Genomic DNA, 19856 nt, shown 5'->3' with positions numbered 1-19856 from the left:
GGTACCGCAGGCGGCGGTGAGGCCAGTGGCGACGGTGTGGAGCGCGGGCCTACTTCAGCTGGGTGCTGGACAACCCCAGCAGCCGGCGGGCCACGATCAGCTGCTGGATCTGCTGGGTGCCCTCGAAGATGTCCAGGATCTTGGAGTCCCGGGCCCACTTCTCGAGCAGGTCGTGCTCGCTGTAGCCGATGCTGCCGGCGAGCTCGACGCAGCGGAGCGTCACGTCGCTGCCCGTGCGGCCGGCCTTCGCCTTGGCCATCGAGGCCTCCAGCGAGTTGGGCTGCCCGTTGTCGGCCATCCAGGCGGCCTTCAGCGTGAGCAGGTAGGCCGCCTCGTAGTCGGACTCGAGCTGCAGGAACGTCGCGGCCGCCGCCGACTGGGTGAGCGCGGGGCGGTCGTAGTCGATGACGACGCCGGCCTCCTCCAACAGCTCGCGGGTCAGCTCCAGCGAGGCCCGGGCGCAGCCGACGGCCATCGCGGCGACCAGCGGGCGGGTGTTGTCGAAGGTGGCCATCGCGCCGGCGAAGCCCTGCTGGGTGTCCACGTCGGGGTCGCCCAGCAGGTTCTCCTTGGGCACCCGGCAGTCCACGAAGCGGAACGCCGCGGTGTCCGACGAGCGGATCCCGAGCTTGTGCTCGAGGCGCTCCAGGGTCATGCCGGGCGTGCCCTTGGGCACCACGAAGGACTTGATCGCCGCCCGCCCCTGTGCCGGGTCGAGGGTCGCCCACACGACCACGTGGTCGCAGCGCTCCCCCCGCGGTGACGTAGATCTTCTCGCCGTTGAGGACGTAGTCGTCGCCGTCCAGGGTCGCGGTGGTCCGGATCTTCGCCGAGTCCGACCCGACGCCGGGCTCGGTGATCGCCATCGCGGCCCACACCCCCTTGAACCGCTCGGCCTGCTCGTCGTTGGCGACCGAGGCGATCGCGGAGTTGCCGAGCCCCTGCCGCGGCATCGACAGAAGCAGGCCGACGTCGCCCCAGCACATCTCCATGATCGACAGCACGGACGCGAGGTGGGAGCCGTTCCTGGTGCCGGCGTCCTTCGACCTCGCGGCCGGGTCGTCCTCCCCGCGACGTACGCCGGACGCGCCGGCGCCGCTGGCCGCACCGGACGCGGAGAGCCCGTCGACCATCGCGGCGAGCATGTCGAGCTCCTGGGGGTACGCGTGCTCGAGGGTGTCGTACTTCCGCGAGCTGGGTCGGAGCATGTTCGTCGCGACCTGGTGGGCGTTGCCGATCAGGGGGCGGAACTTCCTGGGCGTTTCGAGGTTGATCATCAGACCAGCACCCCGCCTTCCATCAGTCCGATCGCTCGGAGGTCGCGGTACCACCGCTCGACCGGGTGCTCCTTGACGAAGCCGTGACCACCGAGCAGCTGCACCCCGTCGTTGCCGATCCGCATGCCCTTCTCGGCGCACAGCCGACGGGCCAGGGCGACCTCGCGGGCGAAGCTCTTGCCCTGCGCGGCACGGGAGGCCGCCCGGTAGGTCACCAGCCGCATGCCGTTCAGCTCGATGCCGATGTCGGCCACCATGAAGGCCACGCTCTGCCGGTGGCTGATCGGCTCGCCGAACGCCTCCCGCTCGTTGACGTAGGGGATCACGTAGTCCAGGACGGCCTGCGCGGTGCCCAGCGACAGCGCGCACCAGGCCAGCCGGGACAGCCGCACGCACTCGCGGTAGTCCTCGGTGCCGCCCAGCGGGGCCAGGTCGCCGACCCGCACGCCGGTGAGCACCAGGCGCGCGAGCGAGGCGCCGCGCAGCCCCATCGACGGCTCGGCCTCGACCACCAGACCGGGGGTGCCGGACTCGACCAGGAACAACCGCGGCTCCCCGTCGAGCTCGGCGCCGACGACGAACAGCTCGGCCTCCGCGCCGCGCGGGACCATCGACTTCACCCCGTCCAGCACGTACCCGTCGCCGTCCGCGACCGCCACGGTCGCCGGGGTGAGCGGGTCGAACAGCGGGCGGGGCTCGGTCAGGGCGAGCGCGGCGGCCGGCACCTCGTCGCCGGTGAACGCCGGCAGGTACGTCGCCTGCTGCTCGTCGCTCCCCCACAGCGACAGGGCGGTGCTCACCGCACCGGGGGCCAGCGTCGCGACGGCCAGGCCGAGGTCGCCGTGGGCGAGCGCCTCGGCGACCAGCGTGCCGGCCATCGCGGACCGCTCGGAGGAGATCCCGCCGAGGTCCTCGGGCACGCCGAGGATCGGCAGCCCGATGTCGAGGCCGGCCTTGAGGACCGCCTCGGGGGCGGCGGCGAGGTCGTCGGCCTCCGCGGCGGCGGGCCGGACCACCTCGGCGGCGTACTCCCGGACCACGTCGACGAGCATCTGCTCGTCCTCGGTCGGGGTCAGGTCGAAGAGCCCGGCCCCGGTCGCGGCGGGCACCCGGGCGGGGGCGCCGTGCCGCGAGCCGGCCCGGGTGAACGGGCGGCTGGCGGCGCCGAGCGTGCGGAAGCCGGTGCGGGTCGCCTCGAACACCACCCGCTCGGTGGGCCCGCGCAGCCCGAACCGGTCGAGCGCGGAGGACCGGGCGAGGCGGTTCAGGACCGCGACGGCGAGGCCGATCGGGTCCTGCTTCTCACCGGAGGTCAACCCGTGGCGTCGGGTGCGGCCGCGGGGCGTCTGGGGGACGGGCATGCGACTTACTGTAACTGTGAGTTACACACCACGCCACGGACCGTGGCGTGGCGCGGGTCACGCGGGCCCGTCGGCTAGGTTCTGTGCCATGTCCGAGCAGTCCGACGCCCCGTCGACCCCCTCTTCGGCCCTCCCGGAGGGCGGCACCGTGCGCCCGATCACCCGGTGGGGCGAGCCGGTGATGCACCGCACCCAGGAGCCGGTCACCGCCTTCGACGACGAGCTGCGGGCGCTGGTCGCGGACATGGTCGCCACGATGTACGCCGCCGACGGCGTCGGCCTCGCGGCCTGCCAGATCGGCGTGGACCGCTCGGTGTTCGTCTTCGACTGCCCCGACGACCAGGGCGTCCGGCACGTGGGCGTGGTCTGCAACCCCGAGCTGTTCCTTCCCGAGGGGCGCGACCGCCGCCTCGACGACGGCGAGGAGGGCTGCCTCTCGCTGCCGGGCGCGTTCGTGCCGTGCGCGCGCCCGTCGTACGCCCAGGTCGAGGGGCAGGACCTCGACGGCCGGCCGGTCCGGTTCGCCGGCGACGGCCTGTTCGCCCGCTGCCTCCAGCACGAGTCGGACCACTGCCACGGCACGGTCTTCGGCGACCGGCTGAACAAGCGCTCCCGCAAGCGGCTGTTCAAGGAGGCCGACGGCGCCGCCGAGGACTTCCCCCCGGGCTGGCCGGTCGGCGCCGGCTGATGCGCAGGCTGCTCCTTCTCGGGACCCTCGCCGCCGCGCTGCTGCTCTCCCTGCTCGCCCTCACCCCCGACGACCCCGCGCCGAGCGGGCCGCCGGTGGTCTCGGCCGCCGCGGCCTCCACCAAGCCCAACGTGGTGGTGGTGATGGCCGACGACATGCGCACCGACGACCTGCGCTTCATGCCGTCGGTGCGCCGGCTGCTGGTCGGGCACGGGCTGACCTTCCGCAACTCGTTCAGCCCCTACCCGCTGTGCTGCCCGGCCCGCGCGTCGTTCCTGACCGGCCGCTACGCGCACAACCACCACGTCTACTCCCACGAGGACCCGTACGGGTTCCAGTCCTTCGACGACCACGCGACGATCGCCACCGCGCTGCACCAGGCCGGCTACCAGACCGGCTTCGTCGGGAAGTACCTCAACGGGTACGGCGCCCAGCCCTCCCTGGTCACCGGCGGACCCTCCTTCCACTACGTCCCGGCCGGCTGGACCGACTGGTACGGCGCCGTGGAGCGCCCCGCGGGCAGCGGCTACCGCTCGGGCGGCACCTACAACTACCTGCACACGATCTTCAACGTGAACGGCCGCATCGACGACACCCACCAGGGCCAGTACCAGACCAACGTGCTGGGCCGCTTCGCCCGCGGCCTGGTGACGAAGTACCACCGCTCGCCGCGGCCGTTCTTCCTCTACCTCTCGGCGGTCGCACCGCACTTCGGGGGCCCGCGCGAGAAGGGCGACCCGAGCCACGTGGCGCGCACCGACGGCGGGTTCAGCCGGATCGCCACCCCGGCCCGGCCGACGTGGGTGCGCGGCAGGTTCGACCGGCAGATCACCCGGGCGTCCGGACGCCCGGTCGGCGGCGGCCCGAGCGAGGCCGACATCTCCGACAAGCCGCGCCCGATGGACAAGGCCCCCGAGCTCAGCACCGCCGAGTGGTACGGCGTCCGGGCGCTGACCCGGCAGCGGGCCGAGGCGCTGTTCGTGCTCGACCAGGAGGTCGCCCGCCTGGTGGCGCGGCTGAAGGCCACCGGGGAGTACGCCAACACGGTCTTCATGTTCACCTCCGACAACGGCTACTTCCTCGGCGAGCACCGGCAGCGGCAGGGCAAGATCAAGCCGCACGAGCCCTCGCTGCGGGTGCCGTTCGTGATGGCCGGGCGAGGCATCCCGCACGGCGAGCGCTTCGACCCGGTCACCACCCCCGGGGTCACCGCCACGATCGCCGAGCTCGCCGGCGCGACCTCGCTGATGCCCTACCCCGAGGACGGCGTCTCGGTGGCCTCCTCGGTCACCGCCGACCACGGCTGGTCGGTCCCGGTGGTCACCGAGGGGCTGGAGTCCGGCCGGGTGTTCCCGCAGGACCCGTTCCTCAAGGCCGCCGGGTTCCACGACGCGCGCAACACGATCGGGGTGCGGACCGGACGCTGGAAGTACGTCCGCTACTCCGACGGCGACGGCGAGCTGTACGACCTCGACGCCGACCCGAACGAGCTGCAGAACCGGATCTCCGACCCGGCGTACGCCGAGGCCCGGGACCGGCTGCAGGCGGTCTGGCTGGCCTACAAGGACTGCGTCGGCGAGGCCTGCCGCACTCCCCTGCCGGACCGGTTCCAGCGCACGCCGCGCGAGAACGAGGCCGGCACGAACACCCAGTCGCGCGGGGTGCAGAAGCGCTACGGCTACTGGCGCTGACTCAGCGCCGCATCGTCAGGTAGCACGCCACGGCGGTGGCGGCGGCGACGTTCAGCGAGTCGATGCCCTCGCGCATCGGGATCACCGCGCGACGGTCGGCCGACTGCTCCCAGCGCGGGGACAGCCCGTGCCCCTCGCTGCCGAGGACCAGCGCGACCCGGTCCAGCCCGGCGACCGCCTGCTCGATCTCGCGGGCGTCGTCGGCCAGCGTCAGCGCGACCGTGGTGAAGCCCGCGGCCGAGACCTGCGGCAGGGCGTCGTACCAGTCCTCGAGGCGGGCGTAGGGCACGGTGAAGACCGCGCCCATCGCGACCTTGACCGAGCGGCGGTAGAGCGGGTCGGCGCAGCGCGGCGCGAGCAGCACCGCGTCGACGCCCAGGGCGGCCGCGGAGCGGAAGATCGCCCCGACGTTCGTGTGGTCGACGATGTCCTCGAGCACCACGACGGTGCGGGCGCCGGCCAGCACGCTCTCCACGCTGGGCAGCGGCCGGCGCTCCAGCGAGGCGAGCGCCCCGCGGTGCACGTGGAAGCCGGTGACCTGCTCGGCCAGCGACTCGGGCATCACGTAGCACGGTGCGTCGCTGGTGGCGAGCACGTCGGCCAGCCCGTCGAGCCAGCGCGGCGCCATCAGGAACGACCGGGCGGGGAAGCCGGTCTCCAGCGCGCGGCGGACCACCTTCTCGCCCTCGGCGAGGAACAGGCCGTGCTCGGCCTCGAGGTTCTTGCGGAGCTGCACGTCGCGCAGGTCGCGGTAGTCGGAGAGCCGCGGGTCCTCGGCGTCGTCGATGTCGATCAGCACGGCCACCCGCGCAACCTACCGTTCGCGCAGGGTCCGTCCGATCAGCCCCGCGAGCGCTGCGACGAAGACCACGTCGAAGCTGACCTGGACCGTGGCCAGGCCGCGGGCCAGCTGCCCGATCGGGTGGATGTCGCCGTACCCGACGGTGGTCGTGGTGGTCGCGGAGAAGTACAGCGCGTCCAGCCGGGTGCGGATCCCGGACATCTGCTGCTGGCTGTGGATCGCCATCGTGTAGTAGGCGAGCGCGAAGGTGACCATCGCCACCTCGACCAGGGCCACCAGGTGCACGACGGTGATGTGCCGCTCGTCGCCCGAGGACAGCCCCTTGGCCTCGCGGATGATCACCGCCGCGACCAGGGAGATGCCGATGAGGGTGAGCAGGACGGACACCCCGAGGTGCACGCTCGTGTCCGGGGGACGCAGCGGGACGGCGAAGTACAGCAGCAGGATGCCCGGCAGCGGCGCGACGCCGGTGAACCAGGCGGGAAGATGGTGTCGTCGGTCCGTCACGTCGTCTCCCGTTCCGCTGCGTAGCGCTCCGGGTTGGCCACCGCGACGACGTCGCCGATCACCACGATGGCGGGCGGGCGGACCTGCTCGCGGGCCATGTCCTCGGTGACCGAACCCAGCGTGCTCAAGAGCGTACGCTCGCCCGGCATCGTGCCCTCGGACACGATCGCCAGCGGGGTGTGCGCGCTCCGCCCGCCGGCCACGAGCCGGTCGGCGATGAGCGGCAGGTTCTGCACCGCCATCAGCAGCACGACGGTCCCCCGCAGCCGGGCCACCGCGTCCCACTCGACCAGCGAGTCGGCGTGGTCGGGCGGCAGGTGCCCGGAGATCACCGTGAACTCGTGGGCGACGCCGCGGTGGGTGACCGGGATGCCGGCGACCGCGGGCACCGAGATGGCACTGGTCAGCCCGGGGATCACGGTCCACGGGACGCCGGCCTCCTGGCAGGCGAGCGCCTCCTCGTAGCCCCGGCCGTAGACGAACGAGTCGCCGCCCTTGAAGCGCACCACACGCTTGCCGGCGAGCGCCCGGTCGACGATGACGCGGTTGATCTCCTCCTGGGCCGCGGACCGCCCGCGGGGCAGCTTGCTGACGTCGATCAGCTCGACGTCGGGCGCGAGCTCGTCGAGGAGCTCGCGCGGCGCGAGCCGGTCGGTGACGACCACGTCGGCCTCGCTCAGCGCGCGCCGCGCCGCGAGGGTGACCAGCTCCGGGTCGCCGGGACCGCCGCCGACGAGCACCACGCCGGGGGTGCGGTCCTCGTCGTGCGGTGCCGCGATCTTGCCGTCGCGGAGCGCGGCCACGACGGCGTCGCGGACCGCGGCGGACTTGCGGGGCTCCCGGTTGGCCAGGACCGCGACCGTGACCCCGGCGTGCCGGCCCACCGCGGGCGTCCAGGCGGTGGCCAGGGTCGCGTCGTCGGCGCGCACGCAGAAGATCCGCTGCGCCTCGCACTCGGCGCTGACCCGGTCGTTGACGGCCTCGTCGTCGGTGGCCGCGATGACGTACCACGCGTCGGTGGTGTCGCCGTCGGTGAAGCCGCGCTCGTGCCAGGTGATCTCCCCGGCTCCCGCCAGGCCCTCGACGGCCGGGGTGGTGACCGGCGAGACCACGACGACGTCGGCGCCGGAGGCGATCAGCCGCGGGATCCGGCGCTGGGCGACGTGGCCGCCGCCGACGACCAGCACCCGGCGGCCCTGCAGCCGCAGCCCGGAGGGGTACGGCGGGAAGTCGTCGTTCACGCGAGCTCCTCCCCCGCGTCCTTGCGGGCCACCCCGGCGGAGTCGAAGGTCGCCATCTCGCGCAGCAGGGCGCCGGCGGACTCCACGATCGGGAACGACAGCACCGCCCCGGTGCCCTCCCCGAGCCGCAGGTCGAGGTCGACCAGCGGGCGCAGGCCGAGCCGGTCCAGGGCGACCGCGTGACCGGGCTCGACGCTGCGGTGGCCGGCGAAGCAGTGCCCTACGGCCGCGGGCGCCAGGGCCTGCGCGACCAGCGCGGCGGCCCCGGCGATCACGCCGTCGAGGATCACCGGCACCCGCAGCGCCGCGGCGCCCAGCACGAAGCCGGCGATCCCGGCGTGCTCGAAGCCGCCGAGCGAGGCGAGCGTCTCCACCGGGTCGTCCGTGACCGGCCGGTCGAGGAGCGCCGAGGCGATCACCTGCACCTTGCGGCCCAGGGTCGGGTCGTCGACCCCGGTGCCCCGTCCGGTCACCCGGCCGGGGGCGGAGCCGGTGAAGGCCGCGACGAGCGCGGCCGACGGGGTGGTGTTCGCGATGCCCATGTCGCCGGTGAGCAGGCAGTCGTAGCCCTCCGCGACCAGCCGGTGCGCGACCTCGACGCCCGCCAGCAGCGCCTGCACGGCCTCGTCGCGGCTCATCGCCGGGCCGGTCGCCAGGTCCGACGTACCCTTCCGGACCTTGTGGTCGAACAGGTCGGGGCCGGCCACCAGGTCCGCCGCGACCCCCATGTCCACGACGAACACGTCCGCGCCGGCCTGCCGCGCCAGCACGTTGACCGCGGCTCCCCCCGGCGCGGAAGTTCGCGATCATCGAGGCGGTGACCTCCTGCGGCCAGGGCGTCACGCCCTGCGCGTGCACCCCGTGGTCGCCCGCGAAGACGGCCACCACCGGGCGGGCGAGCGCGGCGGGCGGGCAGGTCCGCTGGATGCCGCAGAGCCGCACCGACGCCGCCTCGAGGGCGCCGAGCGACCCGGCCGGCTTGGTGAGCTGGGCCTGGCGTGCGCGGGCGTCGGTCATCGCCTCCTCGTCGAGCGGCTCGATCGCGGACAGCACCTCGGACAGGCGGGGGTCGGTCATGCGGGCCATTCTCCCCGCCCCGGCCCTCGCGTCCCGGACGGGCCCGATGGGCGGGACCCCGCGCTATGTTCGGCGATGTCCCGCCGTGCCTGCGTGAAGGAGAATCCATGAGCCTCGACCGTCCCGTCAGCCCCGACCCCTACGAGCTGCTCCCGTCCGTGCCGTCGTTCACCGTCACCAGCGACGACGTGACCGAGGGCCGGCCCCTCAAGGACGACCAGGTCGCCGACGCCGGCAACACCTCCCCGCAGCTGAGCTGGTCCGGCGCCCCGGAGGGCACCAAGAGCTTCACGGTGACGTGCTTCGACCCGGACGCCCCGACCCCGTCGGGGTTCTGGCACTGGGTGCTCGTGGACCTGCCCGCGGACGTCACGAGCCTGGACGCCGGTGCCGGTGCCGAGGGCGCCGAGCTGCCCGGCGGGGCGTTCATGTGCCGCAACGACGGCGGCGGCCACGGCTTCATGGGCGCCGCGCCGCCCGCAGGTGACCAGGTGCACCGCTACTACTTCGTCGTGCACGCGGTGACCGAGGAGAAGCTCGGCGTGGACGCCGACGCGTCGCCCGCGGTCGTGTCGTTCAACCTGGCGTTCAAGACCGCCGGCCGCGCCGTCCTGAAGGGCACCTACCAGCACTGAGCCGTCGCACCCCTCGCGTAGAGTGAGCGGCCCGCCTCGCGCGGACCGACCAGGGGGAAGCCGTGCTGTACGTCGCCGTCGCGCTGAGCTCGTTCCGGCGCTACTCGACCTACACCGCGGCGACCCTCGCCGGCATCTTCACCAACTCGGTGTTCGGCGTGATCATCTCCTTCTCCTACATCGCTGTGTGGAAGGAGAACCCGCACGCCGGCGGGTACGACGTCACCGACGCGCTCACCTACTGCTGGCTGGCCCAGGCGATGATCATGACGATCGCGATCTGGAACGGCGGCACCACCGACGACGTGGCCGAACGCATCCGCACCGGCGACGTGGCGATCGACCTCTACCGGCCGGTGAGCTTCCTCGGCTGGTTCCTGGCCGGGGACCTCGGACGCGCGGCGTACCACCTGCTCACCCGGGGCGTCGCGCCCACGATCGTCGGCGCGCTGCTCTTCCACCTGCACTTCCCGACCTCCCCGCTGACCTACCTGGCCTTCCTGGTCTCGGTGGCGCTGGGGGTGGTGGTGAGCTTCTCGATCCGGATGCTCGTCGCGTCCAGCTCCTTCTGGCTGCTCGACCAGACCGGGCTGCTGACGCTCTCGTCGGTCTTCGCGATGTTCTTCTCCGGCCTCGTCGTCCCGCTGGTGCTGTTCCCCGAGCCGTTCCGCAGCGTGGTCCTGGCGCTCCCCTGGTCGGCGTTCGTGCAGGTCCCGATCGACATCTGGCTCGGGCAGCGGCACGGCGCCGCCGTGCTCGGCGGGCTGGCGTTCCAGGCCGGCTGGGGCGCGGTGCTGCTGCTCGGGTGCTCCGGCGTGCTCCGGCTGGCCGACCGCCGGGTGGTGGTCCAGGGTGGCTGACCGGGTCGCGCGGGTCGCCTGGGACCTGCGCGCGTTCACGATCCTCGCCGGGATGTGGGTCCGCGTCGGGTGGAGCTACCGCACGTCGTTCGTGGTGCTCACCCTCTCCAGCCTGGTGATCACCGGCGTCGACTTCGTGGCGATCGTGATCATGTTCGCCAACGTCGACGCGCTCGGCGGCTTCGGCCTCGGCGAGATCGGCTTCCTGTACGGCGCCACGGCGGTCTGCCTCGGGCTCGCGGACCTCGCGGTCGGCAACGTCGAGCGGCTGGGCCGGCGGGTCCGGCTCGGCACCTTCGACGCGATGATGGTCCGGCCGGTCGGGGTGTTCGCGCAGATGTGCGCCGACGAGTTCGCGTTCCGCCGGGTGGGCCGGATCGCCCAGGGTGCCGCGGTGCTGGCCTGGTCGCTGAGCGTCGTGCACGTCGACTGGGGCCCGGCGCGGCTGGCGATGCTGGGCTCGATGCTGGTGTGCGGCGCGGCCATCTTCCTGGGCCTGTTCGTGCTCGGCGCGACCTTCCAGTTCGTCAGCGGGGACGCCTCGGAGGTCGCCAACGCCTTCACCTACGGCGGGAACACGATGACCCAGTACCCGCTCACGATCTACCCCACCGAGGTGGTCAAGGCGCTCACCTTCCTGGTGCCGGTGGCGTTCGTGAACTGGTACCCCGCGCTGTTCATCCTCGACGTTCCCGACCCCTTCGGCCTGCCGGGCTGGCTGCGCTTCGCGGCGCCGGTGGTCGCCCTCGTCCTGTGCACGCTGGCCGCCCTCGCCTGGCGGACCGGCGTGCGCCACTACCGATCCACCGGGAGCTGACGTGCTGATCGAGGTCGAGGACCTGAGGCGGGACTTCACGGTGCGCCGCCGGGCCGGTCGCCTGCGCCGTACGACGGAGGTGGTGCAGGCCGTCCGCGACCTGTCGTTCACCGTGGAGCGCGGCGAGATGGTGGGCTACATCGGGCCGAACGGCGCCGGCAAGTCCACGACGATCAAGATGCTCACCGGCATCCTGGTGCCGACCTCCGGGCGGCTCAGCGTCGCGGGCATCGACCCGTCGAGGAACCGGGTCGAGCTGACCCGCCGGATCGGCGTGGTGTTCGGCCAGAGAACGACGCTGTGGTGGGACCTGCCGCTGCGCGACTCGTTCGACCTGCTGCGCCGGATCTACCGCGTCGACACCGCCCGGCACCGCCGCAACCTCGCGGAGTTCACCGAGCTGCTCGACCTCGGCGACCTGCTGGACACCCCGGTGCGGCAGCTGTCGCTCGGGCAGCGGATGCGCGGCGACATCGCGGCGGCGCTGCTGCACGACCCGGAGATCCTGTACCTCGACGAGCCCACGATCGGTCTCGACGTGGTCAGCAAGGGCCGGCTGCGGGAGTTCCTGCGCCGGGTGAACGCCGAGCGGCAGGTGACGCTGCTGCTGACCACCCACGACCTGCAGGACATCGAGCAGCTGTGCCGGCGGGTGATGGTGATCGACCGCGGCTCCCTCGTGTACGACGGCTCGCTGGCCGGGCTGCACGACCAGGGCGCCTCGACCCGCACGCTGGTCGTCGACCTCGTGGACGAGGCCCCCGCGATCGACGTACCGGGGGCGGTGGTGGTGAAGGTCGAGGGGCCGCGGCAGTGGCTGTGCTTCCCGGCGGGCGCGAGCGCCGCGCCGGTGGTCGCCGCGGTGGCGGCGGCCTACGACGTGGCCGACCTGTCCATCCAGGAGCCGGACATCGAGGCGGTCATCCGGGAGATCTACCAGCGCAGTTGACCGAGTTTTCTTGACTCACTCCAGAAACGGTGGTTGAGTCGTACCGATGCACACCGACCCGACCACCGACCCCGCCCAGTCCCTGCGCGAGCACGGCCTGCGGGTGACCAAGCAGCGGGTCTCGGTGATGGCCGCGCTGGTCGCCACCCCGCACTCCGGTGCCGACACGGTGATCGGGGCGGTCCGCGCCGACGTGGGCCAGGTGTCCACGCAGGCCGTCTACGACGTGCTCAACACGCTCACCGACCGCGGCATCGTCCGGCGCATCCAGCCCGCCGGCTCGTCGGCCCGCTACGAGCTCCGGGTGGGCGACAACCACCACCACCTGGTCTGCCGCGGCTGCGGCGCCGTGGTGGACGTCGACTGCGCGACCGGGGCCGCCCCCTGCCTGGACCCCTCCGACCTCGACCGGCACGCGCCGGGGTTCGTGGTCGACGAGGCCGAGGTGACGTTCTGGGGACTCTGCGACACATGTTCCACCCGGTCGACGGTCACCTGACCGCCGTACGACCGTCACGACGCGACCAGCAGCACAACTGGAGGAGACCATGACCCAGAACCAGGCCCGACCCACCGGCTCCACGACCGGCACCGGATCCCCGGCGGCGAGCGACCGCAACTCGCTCACCCTCGGCGACACCGGTCCGATCCTGCTGACCGACCACCACAACCTCGAGCAGATGGCGCACTTCAACCGCGAGCGCGTGCCGGAGCGCAACGTGCACGCCAAGGGCTCCGGTGCCTTCGGCACGTTCGAGACCACCGAGGACGTGTCGGCCTACACCAAGGCCGCGCTGTTCCAGCCCGGTGCGAAGACCGACATGCTGGCGCGCTTCTCCACGGTCGCCGGCGAGCAGGGCAGCCCGGACACCTGGCGCGACCCGCGCGGCTTCGCGCTGAAGTTCTACACGACCGAGGGCAACTACGACCTCGTCGGCAACAACACCCCGGTGTTCTTCATCCGCGACACCATCAAGTTCCCGCACTTCATCCGCTCGCAGAAGCGCCGCGGCGGCAGCGGCCTGCGCGACAACGACATGCAGTGGGACTTCTGGGTCAACAACCCGGAGTCGGCCCACCAGGTCACCTACCTGATGGGTGACCGGGGCATCCCGGCCTCCTGGCGGGAGATGAACGGCTACGGGTCGCACACCTTCATGTGGATCAACGCCGCCGGCGAGAAGTTCTGGGTGAAGTACCACTTCCACTCCGCCCAGGGCGTCCGCAACCTGACGCAGGAGGCGGCCAACGAGATCGCCGGCGAGGACTCCGACTTCCACCGTCGCGACCTGTACGACGCCATCGAGAACGGCGACTTCCCGTCCTGGACCCTCAGCGTCCAGGTGATGCCCTACGAAGAGGCCAAGACCTACCGCTACAACCCGTTCGACCTCACCAAGATCTGGCCGCACAGCGACTACCCGCTGATCAAGGTCGGCACGATGACGCTGGACAAGAACCCGGACAACTTCTTCGCCCAGATCGAGCAGGCCAGCTTCGCGCCGAGCTCGCTGGTGCCCGGGATCGCGGCCAGCCCGGACAAGATGCTCCAGGGCCGGGTGTTCGCCTACGCCGACACCCAGCGCTACCGCATCGGCCCGAACTACCAGCAGCTGCCGGTCAACCGGCACCGGGTCGAGGGCGCCTACACCTACCAGTTCGACGGTCCGATGGCCTACGACCACACCGGCGACCGGTCGAAGTACGCCCCGAACTCCCACGGGGACCCGTACAGCGACGAGACCGGTGTCGCCGAGGACAGCTGGGAGGTGGACGGTGAGATGGTGCGCTCCGCCTACTCGCTGCGCGCCGAGGACGACGACTTCGGCCAGGCCGGGACGCTGGTCCGCGAGGTGTGGGACGACGCTGCACGCGGGCGCTTCGTCACCAACGTGGCGGGACACATCCTCGGCGGTGTGAAGCCGGAGACCCTGCCGCGCGTCCTGGAGTACTGGAAGAACGTGGACGCGGACACCGGCAAGCAGATCGAGGAGCTGGTCAACGCCGGCCTCCCCGAGGACGGTCCGGCCCCCGGCCCGACCGAGCGTCGTGGCGTGATCGAGGAGACCACCCGCTCGCACGCCGGCTAGCAGCGGCTGCAGGCACCCGACGGCCCGGTCCCCTCACGGGGGCCGGGCCGTCGGCGTACGGCAGGATGGCGGCGTGACCCACGAGCGCACCGTCGACGTCCTGGGCCGGCCCTACCGCGCCGAGACCCTCGAGCTGGCCGACGACGAGGAGGGCGCCGTCGTCGCCACCCTCGTGCACCGGCCCTCGCGCGGGCCGCGCGGCAAGGCCGTGCTGCACGTGCACGGCTTCGCCGACTACTTCTTCCAGACCGCGGCGGCCGACTACTGGGTGGCGCGGGGCTACGACTTCTACGCCCTGGACCTGCGCAAGTACGGCCGCTCGCTGCGCGAGCACCAGACGCCGAACTTCGTCACCGACCTGGGCGCGTACTACGAAGAGCTCGATGAGGCGTACCGGCGGATCACCGAGCGGGACGGCCACCACCACGTCGTGGTCACCGCGCACTCCACCGGCGGCCTGGTCACCCCGCTGTGGGTGCACGACCGCGGCCCCGAGGTGGCGGCGCTGGTGCTCAACTCCCCCTGGCTCGACCTGCAGGGCAGCCTGCTGCTGCGCACCGCCGGCACCAAGGCGATCGACCAGATCGGCGCACGCCGGCCGCACCTGACGATCCCCCGCGACGTGTCCGGCTTCTACGCCCGCAGCCTGCACCACGCCCACGAGGGCGAGTGGGACTTCGACCTGGCCTGGAAGCCGCTCGAGTCCTGGCCGGTGTACGCCGGCTGGCTGCGCGCCGTACGCCGGGGGCACGCGCGGGCGCACCGGGGGCTCGCGGTCACGGCACCCGTGCTGGTGCTCACGTCCGCGGCCAGCGGCCGCCCCAAGGAGTACGACGAGTCGTGCTCGCGCACCGACATCGTGCTGGACGTCGAGCTGATCCGGAAGTGGGGCCACAAGCTGGCCGACCACGTCACGCTGGTCCGGGTGGAGGGTGCGCTGCACGACGTCACGCTGTCCGCGGAGCCGGTGCGGACCCGGGTGTTCGAGGAGATCACCCGCTGGATGGATGCCTACGTCGGAGCCCCCGGCTAGGTTGCCTCCCATGACGCTCTCGACCTTCGACGCCCTCGGTGCGATCACCGTGCACAGCGCCGGCTTCGCGGACGCGACCCGCGACCACCTCGACGCGCGGGTCGAGCACTGCCCGGAGTGGTCGGTGGCCGACCTGGTCTCCCACCTCACCGGGGTGCACTGGTTCTGGGCCACGATCGTCGAGGAGCGGCTCGACGCTCCCCCCCGACGAGTCCCGCCGACCGGCGCGGGCCGCCGACGACGGGCTCGTCGACGCTTTCGTGGCCGGGGCCGCCCGGCTCGTCGCAGTGCTCCGGGAGGCCGGCCAGGACGACTTCTGCTGGACCTGGGCGGGCTGGCGGCAGGACGTCGCCTTCGTGACCCGCCACCAGGTCCAGGAGGCGGCGGTGCACCACTGGGACGCCGTGCACGCCGCCGGTGACGCGCTGGTCATCTCCCCGGCGGTCGCCGCCGACTCGGTCGACGAGTTCCTGGCCTTCTCCGTCCCCTCCGAGGAGGACCCGGACGACCCGCCGGAGGGCATCCTGGACGGCGCGTTCACCCTCGTCGCCGCCGACACCGGCGACCGCTGGGCGCTGTCCGACGGCTCCCGGCCCGGCACCGTGCACGTCGAGCGGGGCGGCACGGGCGGCCCGGTGGTCGAGGCCGGCGCCGCGGACCTGCTGCTCTGGCTCTACGGCCGCGTCGAGGTCGACACGTCCGCCGTGCCCGCGGAGCTGCTCGACCGGTTCCGGACGCGCTGCTTCACCGACTGACCCGCAGGTCAGCTGCCGATCAGGAACTGGGTCAGGGCCGCGACCCCGACCGCCACGATGAACGCCCGCAGCGCCCAGGCCGGCAGCCGCCGCCCGACGGTGGCGCCGATCTGGCCGCCGATCACCGAGCCCACGGCGATCAGCCCCGCGACGGTCCAGTTCATGTCGGCCACGAAGATGAACAGGATCGCCGCCACCAGGTTGACCAGCAGGGCGAGCACGTTCTTGGTGGCGTTGTTGCGCTGCATCGTCTCGGTGAGTCCGACGCCGAGGACGGCCATCAGCAGCACGCCCTGCGCGGCGCCGAAGTAGCCGCCGTACACCCCGGCGCCGTACACCAGCAGCCACACCCAGAGCGCGCCGTGCTCGGGCCGCTCGACGCCGCGGGCGGCGGCCCGGGCGGCCACCCGCCGGCTGATCATCGGCTGGAGCACGACCAGCACGCAGCCGAGCGCGATCAGCACCGGCACGATCGCCTGGAACGCCTGCGCGGGCAGCACCAGCAGCAGCACGGCGCCGCTGACGCCGCCGAGCACGGACGCGGACCCGAGCCGCAGCAGCCGCTCGCGCTGGCCGGACAGCTCGCGCCGGTAGCCGATCGCCCCGGACAGCGAGCCCGGCACCAGGCCGAGGGTGTTGGACACGTTCGCGGTCACCGGGGGGATCCCGATCGCGAGAAGGGTCGGGAACGTGATCAACGTTCCCGACCCCACCACGGTGTTGATGGTGCCGGCGGCCATCCCCGCGAAGAAGATCGCCACCATCTCCAGGGGGGCTCACTGGACGGTGGGCTCCTCGGGGTCGGGCGCGGCCTCGGAGGACGGCGAGGGCGACGGCGTGCGCAGGTTGCTGGACGCCTCGGCGGCCGCGATGGCAGCGGCCACCTCCGCATGGGTGGTCTCCAGCGCGGAGTCCATCGGCACGTCGGGCTCGGCCGGACCCATGTCCACGCGGGTGCGCGGGCCGTCGACCTTGTCCGGGATGCCGCTCAGCGTGTTCATCGTGGAGCCGAGGCCCTCGAGCGCCTTGCCGATCTCGCTGGGCACGATCCACACCTTGTTCGCGCTGCCCTCCGCGATCTTCGGCATCATCTGGAGGTACTGGTAGGCCAGCAGGGACTGGTCCGGGCGGCCGTCGTGGATCGCCTGGAAGACGGTCTGGATGGCCTGGCCCTCACCCTGCGCCTTGAGGATCCGCGCCTCGCGGTCGGCCTGGGCGCGCAGGATCAGCGACTCGCGGTCGCCCTCGGCGTTCAGGATCGCGGCCTGCTTGCCGCCCTCGGCGGTGAGGATCGCGGACTGCCGCTGGCCCTCGGCGGTGAGGATCGCGGCGCGCTTGTCGCGATCCGCGCGCATCTGCTTCTCCATCGAGTCCTTGATCGACGGCGGCGGGTCGATGCCCTTGAGCTCGACCCGGTTGACCCGGATCCCCCACTTGCCGGTCGCCTCGTCCAGGACCCCGCGCAGCCGGTTGTTGATCTCGTCGCGGCTGGTCAGCGCCTGCTCGAGGTCCATGCCGCCGACGATGTTGCGCAGCGTGGTCATCGTCAGCTGCTCGACCGCCTGGATGTAGTTCGCGATCTCGTACGTCGCGGCGACCGGGTCGGTGACCTGGAAGTAGATGACGGTGTCGATGGACACCACCAGGTTGTCCTCGGTGATCACCGGCTGCGGCGGGAACGAGACCACCTGCTCGCGCAGGTCGATCATGTAGCGCACCTTGTCGACGAACGGCACGACCACGTTCAGCCCGGCCGGCAGGCTCGCCTTGTACTTGCCGAACCGCTCGACGATCCCGGCGCGGGCCTGCGGGACGATGCGAATGGTCTTCGCCAGCACCGCGACGGCGAACGCCACGATCAGCACGAACAGCACCAGTAGGTACATCGGTGCCCCCTCTCTGTTCCTCGGTGGATCCGGCTGGAGTGCGACGGTTCCCGGTCGGGCTAGCCGAGCTCGGGGACGTGGTGGACGAGCGCGGTGGCGCCCTTGATCTGGAAGATGTCGACCTTCGCGCCGACCGGGATGACCTGGTCGTCGTCGTACGGACGGGCCGTCCAGATCTCGCCGCCGACGCGGATCTGACCCGCCTGGCTGGAGACCTCCTGGACCACGAGCCCCTGCCGGCCGACCAGCGCCTCGTGGCCGAGGACGAGGTTCGGGCCGGTGTGCAGCCGCTTGACGACGCTGGGCCGCACCACGCCGAGGGCGGCGACGGAGGCGACCACCGCGGCCACCACCTGCACCCAGAGGTCCACGCCGGTCAGGGAGACCAGCATCCCGACGATGGCGCCGGCGGCGAGCATCAGCAGGATCAGGTCCAGGCTGAACAGCTCGAGCACGCCGAGGGCGACAGCCAGGCCGAGCCAGGCCGCCCATGCGTCGAACCCGTCCGGGAGGTTCATGTCGTCAGCCTAGCCGTCAGGGGTTCAGGTGCCGGGCACGTCGACGCGCCGCCCAGCGGCCGTCCTCGTGCCGCAGGGTCATCGGCATCCCGAAGGTCGTGGAGATGATCTCCTCGGTCAGCACGTGCTCCATCGGGCCGGCCGCGACCACCTTGCCCTCGCGCAGCAGCAGGGCGTGGGTGAAGCCCGGCGGGATCTCCTCGACGTGGTGGGAGACCAGCACCGTCGCCGGCGACATCAGGTCCATCGCGAGCACCGACAGGGTGGAGACCAGGTCCTCGCGTCCGCCCAGGTCGAGGCCCGCGGCCGGCTCGTCGAGCAGCAGCAGCTCGGGGTCGGTCATCAGCGCCCGGGCGATCTGCACCCGCTTGCGCTCGCCCTCGGACAGGGTCCCGAACGTGCGGTCGGTCAGCCGCCCGGCACCGACCTCGGTGAGCAGCTCCTCGGCGCGGGCGTGGTCGAGGTCGTCGTAGTGCTCGCGCCAGCGCCCGAGGACGCCGTAGGAGGCGGAGACCACCACGTCGTGCACGCGCTCCTCGCGGGGGATCCGCTCGGCCAGGGCCGCGCTGGTCAGCCCGATCCGCGGCCGCAGCTCGAACACGTCGACGGTGCCGAGCACCTCGCCGAGGATCCCGGCGACCCCCGAGGTCGGGTGGATCTGCGCGGAGGCGATCTGCAGCAGGGTGGTCTTGCCGGCGCCGTTGGGCCCCAGGACCACCCAGCGCTCGTCCTCCTCGACGGTCCAGTCGATCCCCTCGATCAACGTGGCCTGCCCGCGACGCACCGTGACGTCGGCCAGCTCGAGAACGGCGTCCATGTGGTGCAGGGTCTCCCTCGGCGTCGACGGCTTGGTGCCGGGCCCAACCTATACGGAACCCTCCCGCCCAGGGTGCGGCGACCGGCCGTCAGCGCGCTGCGTAACCTCGTCGGGTGAGCTCTCCGCCCCTTCCCGACTCGGCGCGGTTCGCGCTGTGGTTCTCGGCCTGGGTGGCCGGATCGACCAGCCTGGACGACAGTCGCGACGCGATCGTCGGCGACGACGCGGCCCACGACGTCGTCGGCCTGCCCGGGACGGACGGTCCGCAGCCCCTGATCGTCGCGCTCGGCATCCTGCGCGGGCACGGCGCGACCGGCGCCGGGATCGCGCTCCCCGCGCCCGGCGACCCCCTCGGCCTGGCCGGCCCGAGCGCCTTCAACGTCGAGGTCGTCGACGTCGGGGAGGGCGTCGTGCTGGACGGTGCGGACCTCGGCCTGGTGCCGCACCGCGCGGGGGCCGGTGTGGTGTGGAGCTGTCACCCGGCCGTGTCCCGCCGCCAGGTGCCCGACCCGTCCGAGGCCGACCAGTCGCTGCGCCAGACCCTCGTGCGGACCACGGACGTGCTCGCCGACCTCGACGTGGCGCGCTGGCGTCCCGAGGTCGCCGACGAGCTGATGGCCCTGCGGCAGGCCGCCGACTTCGTGTTCCCGCACGGCATGGCGCCCCGCGCCGTACGGCTGGCCGCGCTCGCGACCCGCTGCCGCACGATCGTGGACCTCGCGCTCGAGGACGACGGGGGCAGCATCACCGCGGCCGAGGCGGATGCCCGCCGGCAGGCGCTCGGGCCGCTCGACCACGCTGCGAGACGGGGCCTGGTGGCCGCCTGCTCGTTCCCCTGGGACCGTTAGCCTC

The 19856-nt window shown here is 72.6% G+C and carries 20 protein-coding genes and 3 pseudogenes; 11 read left to right on the top strand and 12 right to left on the bottom strand.

The window, feature by feature from the left end:
- Positions 1-49 precede the first annotated feature (49 nt).
- The 3 genes and pseudogenes from KRR39_RS24530 to KRR39_RS07795 form a co-directional block, all read right to left on the bottom strand.
- Positions 50-730, bottom strand: a complete 681-nt coding sequence (locus KRR39_RS24530) for an acyl-CoA dehydrogenase family protein (protein WP_254185593.1) — start codon at positions 728-730, stop codon at positions 50-52.
- Between the two features lie 76 nt (positions 731-806).
- Positions 807-866, bottom strand: a pseudogene (locus tag KRR39_RS24525) (hypothetical protein); the annotation flags it as partial.
- A 410-nt stretch (positions 867-1276) separates the two neighbouring features.
- The gene (locus KRR39_RS07795; RefSeq protein WP_216941480.1) at positions 1277-2638 is read right to left on the bottom strand and encodes an acyl-CoA dehydrogenase family protein; all 1362 of its coding nucleotides are present in this window, start codon (positions 2636-2638) and stop codon (positions 1277-1279) included.
- Between the two features lie 88 nt (positions 2639-2726).
- Between KRR39_RS07795 and def the strand changes: the two genes are divergently transcribed.
- Entirely contained in the window at positions 2727-3326 is a 600-nt protein-coding gene (gene def, locus KRR39_RS07790) for a peptide deformylase (protein ID WP_216941479.1), read from the top strand.
- Positions 3326-5017, top strand: coding sequence for a sulfatase family protein (locus KRR39_RS07785; RefSeq protein WP_216941478.1), 1692 nt, complete (start codon positions 3326-3328; stop codon positions 5015-5017). The genes def and KRR39_RS07785 overlap by 1 nt, the downstream gene beginning before the upstream one ends.
- A gap of 1 nt (position 5018) precedes the next feature.
- Here the strand turns inward: KRR39_RS07785 and KRR39_RS07780 are convergent, their stop codons facing one another.
- From KRR39_RS07780 to KRR39_RS24520, 5 genes and pseudogenes are all read right to left on the bottom strand, one after another.
- A complete protein-coding gene (locus KRR39_RS07780; RefSeq protein WP_216941477.1) occupies positions 5019-5822 on the bottom strand; it encodes a TrmH family RNA methyltransferase in 804 nt (267 codons plus the stop codon).
- A gap of 9 nt (positions 5823-5831) precedes the next feature.
- A complete protein-coding gene (locus KRR39_RS07775; protein WP_216941476.1) occupies positions 5832-6326 on the bottom strand; it encodes a potassium channel family protein in 495 nt (164 codons plus the stop codon).
- Positions 6323-7567, bottom strand: coding sequence for a uroporphyrinogen-III C-methyltransferase (gene cobA, locus KRR39_RS07770; protein WP_216941475.1), 1245 nt, complete (start codon positions 7565-7567; stop codon positions 6323-6325). The genes KRR39_RS07775 and cobA overlap by 4 nt, the downstream gene beginning before the upstream one ends.
- A complete protein-coding gene (locus KRR39_RS07765; RefSeq protein ID WP_254185592.1) occupies positions 7564-8337 on the bottom strand; it encodes a nicotinate-nucleotide--dimethylbenzimidazole phosphoribosyltransferase in 774 nt (257 codons plus the stop codon). The genes cobA and KRR39_RS07765 overlap by 4 nt, the downstream gene beginning before the upstream one ends.
- An 85-nt stretch (positions 8338-8422) precedes the next feature.
- A pseudogene (locus KRR39_RS24520) lies at positions 8423-8584 on the bottom strand (nicotinate-nucleotide--dimethylbenzimidazole phosphoribosyltransferase); the annotation flags it as partial.
- A 167-nt stretch (positions 8585-8751) separates the two neighbouring features.
- Here KRR39_RS24520 and KRR39_RS07760 point away from each other — a divergent pair.
- The 8 genes and pseudogenes from KRR39_RS07760 to KRR39_RS24515 all read left to right on the top strand — a co-directional run bounded on the left by KRR39_RS07760 (position 8752) and on the right by KRR39_RS24515 (position 15783).
- Positions 8752-9279, top strand: coding sequence for a YbhB/YbcL family Raf kinase inhibitor-like protein (locus tag KRR39_RS07760; protein ID WP_216941474.1), 528 nt, complete (start codon positions 8752-8754; stop codon positions 9277-9279).
- 62 nt (positions 9280-9341) lie between these two features.
- Positions 9342-10139 carry an ABC transporter permease gene (locus KRR39_RS07755; protein ID WP_216941473.1) on the top strand — a complete coding sequence of 266 codons (798 nt, stop codon included), beginning with the start codon at positions 9342-9344 and terminating at the stop codon, positions 10137-10139.
- Complete coding sequence (locus KRR39_RS07750; RefSeq protein WP_254185591.1) at positions 10132-10956, top strand: ABC transporter permease; 825 nt, start codon at positions 10132-10134, stop codon at positions 10954-10956. The genes KRR39_RS07755 and KRR39_RS07750 overlap by 8 nt, the downstream gene beginning before the upstream one ends.
- Position 10957: 1 nt before the next feature.
- Positions 10958-11905 carry an ABC transporter ATP-binding protein gene (locus KRR39_RS07745; protein WP_216941472.1) on the top strand — a complete coding sequence of 316 codons (948 nt, stop codon included), beginning with the start codon at positions 10958-10960 and terminating at the stop codon, positions 11903-11905.
- A 46-nt stretch (positions 11906-11951) separates the two neighbouring features.
- Positions 11952-12404, top strand: a complete 453-nt coding sequence (locus KRR39_RS07740) for a Fur family transcriptional regulator (RefSeq protein WP_216941471.1) — start codon at positions 11952-11954, stop codon at positions 12402-12404.
- Between the two features lie 49 nt (positions 12405-12453).
- Positions 12454-13995, top strand: a complete 1542-nt coding sequence (locus KRR39_RS07735; RefSeq protein WP_216941470.1) for a catalase — start codon at positions 12454-12456, stop codon at positions 13993-13995.
- Between the two features lie 73 nt (positions 13996-14068).
- Positions 14069-15028: an alpha/beta hydrolase gene (locus KRR39_RS07730; protein WP_216941469.1), complete on the top strand. Its 960-nt coding sequence runs from the start codon at positions 14069-14071 to the stop codon at positions 15026-15028.
- Positions 15003-15783: pseudogene (locus tag KRR39_RS24515) on the top strand (maleylpyruvate isomerase N-terminal domain-containing protein). The gene KRR39_RS07730 and the pseudogene KRR39_RS24515 overlap by 26 nt, the downstream one beginning before the upstream one ends.
- A gap of 8 nt (positions 15784-15791) precedes the next feature.
- On the opposite strand, the gene KRR39_RS07715 reads toward KRR39_RS24515, so the two are convergent.
- Genes KRR39_RS07715 through KRR39_RS07700 form a run of 4 tightly spaced genes read right to left on the bottom strand, consistent with a single transcriptional unit; the run spans position 15792 to position 19004 of the window.
- Positions 15792-16547 carry a sulfite exporter TauE/SafE family protein gene (locus tag KRR39_RS07715; RefSeq protein ID WP_216941466.1) on the bottom strand — a complete coding sequence of 252 codons (756 nt, stop codon included), beginning with the start codon at positions 16545-16547 and terminating at the stop codon, positions 15792-15794.
- 12 nt (positions 16548-16559) lie between these two features.
- Complete coding sequence (locus KRR39_RS07710; RefSeq protein WP_216941465.1) at positions 16560-17669, bottom strand: SPFH domain-containing protein; 1110 nt, start codon at positions 17667-17669, stop codon at positions 16560-16562.
- Between the two features lie 59 nt (positions 17670-17728).
- Positions 17729-18187: an NfeD family protein gene (locus tag KRR39_RS07705; protein WP_216941464.1), complete on the bottom strand. Its 459-nt coding sequence runs from the start codon at positions 18185-18187 to the stop codon at positions 17729-17731.
- 16 nt (positions 18188-18203) lie between these two features.
- Positions 18204-19004 (bottom strand): ABC transporter ATP-binding protein, encoded by an 801-nt coding sequence (locus KRR39_RS07700; protein ID WP_216941463.1) that lies wholly within the window; start codon positions 19002-19004, stop codon positions 18204-18206.
- Positions 19005-19117: 113 nt separating this feature from the next.
- Between KRR39_RS07700 and KRR39_RS07695 the strand changes: the two genes are divergently transcribed.
- Positions 19118-19852, top strand: coding sequence for an Rv1486c family protein (locus KRR39_RS07695; RefSeq protein WP_216941462.1), 735 nt, complete (start codon positions 19118-19120; stop codon positions 19850-19852).
- Positions 19853-19856 lie beyond the last annotated feature (4 nt).

This window comes from Nocardioides panacis (assembly GCF_019039255.1).
GTDB classification, from domain to species: domain Bacteria; phylum Actinomycetota; class Actinomycetes; order Propionibacteriales; family Nocardioidaceae; genus Nocardioides_B; species Nocardioides_B panacis.
This window is presented reverse-complemented; position numbering and strand designations above follow the sequence as displayed.

Excerpts from the sequence above, each read along its gene's own strand:
- KRR39_RS07710 (WP_216941465.1), bottom strand. The coding sequence starts at position 17,669 with ATGTACCTACTGGTGCTGTTCGTGCTGATCGTGGCGTTCGCCGTCGCG.
- KRR39_RS07705 (WP_216941464.1), bottom strand. The coding sequence starts at position 18,187 with ATGAACCTCCCGGACGGGTTCGACGCATGGGCGGCCTGGCTCGGCCTG.
- KRR39_RS07760 (WP_216941474.1), top strand. The coding sequence starts at position 8,752 with ATGAGCCTCGACCGTCCCGTCAGCCCCGACCCCTACGAGCTGCTCCCG.
- KRR39_RS07735 (WP_216941470.1), top strand. The coding sequence starts at position 12,454 with ATGACCCAGAACCAGGCCCGACCCACCGGCTCCACGACCGGCACCGGA.
- KRR39_RS07740 (WP_216941471.1), top strand. The coding sequence starts at position 11,952 with ATGCACACCGACCCGACCACCGACCCCGCCCAGTCCCTGCGCGAGCAC.
- KRR39_RS07700 (WP_216941463.1), bottom strand. The coding sequence starts at position 19,004 with ATGGACGCCGTTCTCGAGCTGGCCGACGTCACGGTGCGTCGCGGGCAG.
- KRR39_RS07785 (WP_216941478.1), top strand. The coding sequence starts at position 3,326 with ATGCGCAGGCTGCTCCTTCTCGGGACCCTCGCCGCCGCGCTGCTGCTC.
- KRR39_RS07715 (WP_216941466.1), bottom strand. The coding sequence starts at position 16,547 with ATGGTGGCGATCTTCTTCGCGGGGATGGCCGCCGGCACCATCAACACC.
- KRR39_RS07795 (WP_216941480.1), bottom strand. The coding sequence starts at position 2,638 with ATGCCCGTCCCCCAGACGCCCCGCGGCCGCACCCGACGCCACGGGTTG.
- def (WP_216941479.1), top strand. The coding sequence starts at position 2,727 with ATGTCCGAGCAGTCCGACGCCCCGTCGACCCCCTCTTCGGCCCTCCCG.